A 4,876-nucleotide genomic window follows, 5' to 3' on the forward strand; every position below is an offset into this window, starting at 1 on the left:
AACACATTTCTTCTGTATTTTACGACCAACACAAGATGATAATACAACAAGAACACTGAATGATTATTGCTATCTAATTTCATTGATATACCAACCTTTATACTTTATAAGACTGATTATATCAGAGGCAAAATAAAAAGCAAAGCCTTTTGGCTACGCCAAACCGAAATTCATCTCCCACCTACCGCCGGGCTACGCCCTTCACGCGCTTGAGGAAGGAGAATTCTTTCGAGGAATTCGTTAAAGAGTTCTGGTGCAAAAATAAAACAAAAGAGAATAAAGCATATATATTCCTAACGAAATCGTATCTTATGTTGCAAGTCCAAACGGGAACGTGACGGTATCTTATATGAATCAAAGGGAAATCCTTCATGGGAGGTACATTTACATGGTCCATAGCAGGCCGATAAAATGCCCCTTACTCAACCATATTACAATTACCTCCCAAACTTATACTTCTGTATGACTAAGTCTTTATCCTCATATCTAGGGTCTAACTTAACTTCACCTTTGTACTCAATGATTCGTACCTTGTCAGTCGGATATACCTTATCGTAAAGTTCCTGTTTCACCCATATCTTTTTCATTTTGTTATTGTCAAACAACTCTAAAGTAGGGTGTTTCAGTATGATATACTCTTCTTCAATGTGTTTCCCAAGAACCATAACCTCTTTTACTTTGCCGTTTTTAACTAATTCATCGTTTTGATACCCCTCTATAACTGACAAGACCAAACAGAATAAGACGAAAATACCTACATACATCCAAGCCTTCTTCCTTCTCTTTTTCTTGTATGCTTCAAGTTTCATGATATACTCTTCAAGTTCATACTCTGTATACTCTTTCACAGGTGAATCTAAGTAGTAGGTTTTTCCAAACTTTGTACTCTTAAATACAACATAGTCGTCTACATACTCTGGATCTTTCTCTAAGTTTATGAATTTCTTTTCACTCATAACATACCCCTTTATTTGTTTCCTATTATAACTACCCCAACTAAGATGAAAACAATAACACTTATAACCACAAGAGTTGCCTTTTTACTTAACTTTCCCCTAGAACCTTCTAATACTGCCCATATAATAAGTGGGAAAAGAAGAATACCAAGGAGAATGTCAACAAACTTGTTACTCTGCTCCTCTTTCGGTATCTCTTCTTTTCCTATGCGTTCTACCCTATTTGGTACTTTTTCTACGTGTATTGGATTCTTCTTTTTCTTACGTCTATGATTCACTATTCATACCCCTTACTTTGAACCGTAACTTTCAAATAGCATAGTCTTTCCTTTGTACTCAACAACCTCAATGCGAGAACCAATGTCTAAACGTTTGTATACTTTCTTACTTACGCTACCTGTGTGCGTTTCACCATCTACTTTGTACTTGATTTCATAAGTCTTAACCCCTCTAGGTGTGTACTCTTTCATGTCTACGACTTCCGCTATACTTGACTTACCATGTTGTCTGACTTGTATCTCGTTGTACGTTCCTACCCCTATGAGTAGGAACGTACACACTAGAAACACTACAATACAACCAATTCTAAACCGTTTCTTTTTCAATATAATCCCCCTTACTTTACATCGTAACTATCATACATGATTGTCTTTCCTTTATATTCTAGTACTTCTATTTTAGAGCCTTTGTCTAACTTCTTGTATAACTCTTTATCTATATTACCTAAGTAAGTCTTATCTTTTATATAATATTCACGACTTATTTCATTTCATTTATCAATCCATATATACAATTTATATTTTATTTGTTTATCGAGTCTTAATATATCTATGAAAAAAGCACTTGTTGCCATAAATGACAATCAAGTGCTTTAAGTTCATATATTTTTAAATAGCATAAATTTGTAAGTTTTCAAGTTATTGCGTGATACCTATAAAAACTATGACAAAATTTATCCTGTTTTCCTTTTTGCTCACTTGCTAAATTCAGCAAGTAAAATATTTTTAAAAGGATCAGGACTGTTAGCTCTATCCGTACTGTTAAAATTGATGGTCAACGTATGCTTGCCCCCAAGTGTACCTCCAACAAGAGTAACAAACCCTGGAATGCTACCTGTGTGTCCCCATATCGAGACACCGTTTGGAAGCTTAGTTTCATAGATTCCAAGACCATATCCGCTGATTTCATCAAATCCTGTAGGAACTGTAGTAAGCATTTGTTTTAGTTGCTGTTCCTTCAGTAATTTGCCACCGAGCAAGGAAGAAAAGAATTTGTTTAAGTCGTCCGCAGTAGAAATCATCTCTCCAGCCGAGCTAGCTATACTTGGGTTATAATAAGTAACGTCTTTTAACTCACTTGCTCCGTCTGGTTGGACATATCCACGGGCATGCTTAGTGCCTGGAATAACGCTTGAATTGCCAGGTAGGAATGTATTCGACAACTCAAGCGGTTCAATAATCCGATTTTCAATCTCTTCCGCATAGCTGTTTCCGGTTACTTTTTCAATAAGGATACCCAGTAATACGTATCCTGTGTTTGAATAAGACCAGCCCTTTCCAGGGACGAAGTCTGGAGGCAGAGAAAGCCCAATCTTCACTATTTCTTCAGCGGTATATGTTTTTTTTGTATTCATCAGATCAACGTCTTTTGAATTTAAGTAGTCAGCGATACCACTTGTATGGTTCAATATCTGCCGGATAGTAATCTGGTTACCATCATATCCGTTTCCTTGAATGACACCAGGCAACCATTTTTCGATGGAGTCGTCTAGATTCAGGCGGTTCTCTCCAACTAATTGAAGTACAACTGTTGCGGTGAACGTCTTCGTCACACTCCCAATGCGAAAGCGAAAATCTGTTTTCATTGGTTTCTTGGTTCTCAGATCCGCTACCCCAGCGGCATAACCCCACGTTTTTCCACCCTCAGAAGTTTTAGCAAGTATCCCCGGAAATCCAAGTTGCAATGTATCCCGCATTGCTTGCTTGACGGAATTACGATCTCGTTGAGTGCTTGTATGTGACAAACTAGATACATTTTGGGTGGGCTCTGCTTTTACAATTGAGGTTGGCGATGTGTATAGCAGGGAACTTCCCGTTATTAAAAGAGCCAGACTTGCAAATGTAATTTGACTACGTGTTTTCATAAGGCATTCCTCTCCTCTATTCATATTGTATCGCTGGTTGTTTGTTTGCTGCTTCATACTAACCACACAGCTATCATCTCTACCAATGACAAAAAACCAACAATAAAGTGAAGCTTTAATCCGTGTGGGTCTTACTGCCCGTTAATGCGGGGTAAAATTAACCTTGTACTCCTTCACTCTATAATAAACGGAAGATTCTAAATATCTATTTTCCTTACAAGAAGATTACAAAGTTGTCACTCCATCACTATCACCATCAAGCTAAGAAAAGCAAATACCCCAAAACGAAAAAATTGACATCTTCAGGGGAAAATGTACATTCTTTTGTTTTGGGGCCTTATAAAATTCTTAAGTTGATGGCAGTGTGGTGGTACGCCAAAGATAAGATCATACTCTCCGATCTTATCTCTTTTTTGTAGATTCTTGATACAAAAAAGGAATCCTTATAATAAGGATTCTGCAACAGGAAATAACAAAATATAAATAATAAAAAGAATTACTTATATTATAGTTTATATGGTAATAATATAATATAAGGAAATGTTTACATAAATCCAGTATGTATTACATAGCAATTGTAGAAATGACTTGTTTATAGACTAGCTGTTGCTTACCATGAACCATCATTAGAATGGCAAATTTATCTGTTGCAAGAATCTGTCCACGTACTGGAACGCCATTTTTTAAAAATACAGTGACTTCCCCTTTTTTCTCTTTCAATTGTTCATACATATCTTCTTGTAAATTAAACATGAAATGCGCCCCCTGGTTTGATTGTATTTACTTTTCTTCTAATACCTGCTGCTTTTCACCGTTGGGTATTATTTAATCTTTTAATAAATCTTCGTCTAAAAAGAGTTCGATGTCATCTAAATTTACATTTTTTCTTTCATGAATTGAAAATTTTAAAATAAATTCTTCAAAAGAGTTTGCTATAAGATAATAATATTCTTTTCCATCTTCGTTTATTGTTTCACCTTCATGATACCAATAATAAATTTTACCCCTGTATTTATCTTTTAAGCCTATACATATTAAATCTCCCCCGTCTGCATCTGCAATAGGCATTACACTACTTCCTAAAATATCCTTATAAGTTTGAATGATTGATTCAATTTCATAGGCATCACTAGTAATACCATAAAAGCCACCTATCGAGTCAAAACCATTCTTGGGAGTTACAGGGGTAACTTTAATTGGCTGGTACATTCTATTATCCTTAATAAAACACCCTCCATATTCAAGCAAAAACTCTTTGTAGTCTAATGGTAAATCTATACCATATATTCGTTCAATTGTTTCGATTGACTTATATGCATCTTCTTTTTTTGATACTACCATTTCCGAATCAATTATTTCATTTAATACTTGCTTTATTATTTTGTTCATTTTATTTTCCTCCTCTTTAATCTGATGCTGAGCCTATATGTGGTATATTAGCATGGAAATCTGTTGGAATTAACTCAATTTCAGTAGAACTTTTATGGTTCTGTTGCAAAGTTTTTAAAAGTAAGCTAAACTTTTGCAAAACAGAATGAGGAGAATCATAAATGGGATATTTTAAAGGAAAACAGTTTAAACAAGATATTATTTTGGTAGCCGTCGGCTACTATCATCGTTTTCTTTAAGTTATCGAGATGTATCTGAAATTTTGAAAGAACGTGGTGTATCGGTCGATCCCACTACCATCATGCGATGGGTTCATGAATATGGAAATCTCATTTATCAGATTTGGAAAAAGAAAAACAAATCTGTGCAGCTGTCTTGGCACCTGGAT

6 protein-coding genes and 2 pseudogenes are annotated in these 4,876 nt (G+C 35.3%); 1 reads left to right on the plus strand and 7 read right to left on the minus strand.

Annotated elements, in window-relative coordinates; all coding sequences use genetic code 11:
• The 7 genes and pseudogenes from BAU23_RS29205 to BAU23_RS15610 all read right to left on the minus strand — a co-directional run.
• A pseudogene (locus BAU23_RS29205) lies at positions 1–83 on the minus strand (IS200/IS605 family transposase); the annotation flags it as partial.
• Between the two features lie 354 nt (positions 84–437).
• On the minus strand, positions 438–956 hold the full coding sequence (locus BAU23_RS15580; protein ID WP_071734786.1) for a hypothetical protein: 519 nt from the start codon (positions 954–956) through the stop codon (positions 438–440).
• 11 nt (positions 957–967) lie between these two features.
• The gene (locus BAU23_RS15585) at positions 968–1,234 is read right to left on the minus strand and encodes a hypothetical protein (RefSeq protein ID WP_071734787.1); all 267 of its coding nucleotides are present in this window, start codon (positions 1,232–1,234) and stop codon (positions 968–970) included.
• Positions 1,235–1,246: 12 nt separating this feature from the next.
• Positions 1,247–1,561 carry a hypothetical protein gene (locus BAU23_RS15590; protein WP_071734788.1) on the minus strand — a complete coding sequence of 105 codons (315 nt, stop codon included), beginning with the start codon at positions 1,559–1,561 and terminating at the stop codon, positions 1,247–1,249.
• 368 nt (positions 1,562–1,929) lie between these two features.
• The gene (locus tag BAU23_RS15595; protein WP_071734789.1) at positions 1,930–3,099 is read right to left on the minus strand and encodes a serine hydrolase domain-containing protein; all 1,170 of its coding nucleotides are present in this window, start codon (positions 3,097–3,099) and stop codon (positions 1,930–1,932) included.
• Between the two features lie 564 nt (positions 3,100–3,663).
• Entirely contained in the window at positions 3,664–3,852 is a 189-nt protein-coding gene (gene hfq / locus BAU23_RS15605; RefSeq protein WP_071734791.1) for an RNA chaperone Hfq, read from the minus strand.
• A gap of 72 nt (positions 3,853–3,924) precedes the next feature.
• Positions 3,925–4,488 carry an SMI1/KNR4 family protein gene (locus BAU23_RS15610; protein ID WP_071734792.1) on the minus strand — a complete coding sequence of 188 codons (564 nt, stop codon included), beginning with the start codon at positions 4,486–4,488 and terminating at the stop codon, positions 3,925–3,927.
• Positions 4,489–4,649: 161 nt separating this feature from the next.
• Here BAU23_RS15610 and BAU23_RS15615 point away from each other — a divergent pair.
• Positions 4,650–4,876, plus strand: a pseudogene (locus BAU23_RS15615) (IS6 family transposase); the annotation flags it as partial.

The organism is Bacillus nitratireducens (genome assembly GCF_001884135.1).
GTDB lineage: Bacteria > Bacillota > Bacilli > Bacillales > Bacillaceae_G > Bacillus_A > Bacillus_A nitratireducens.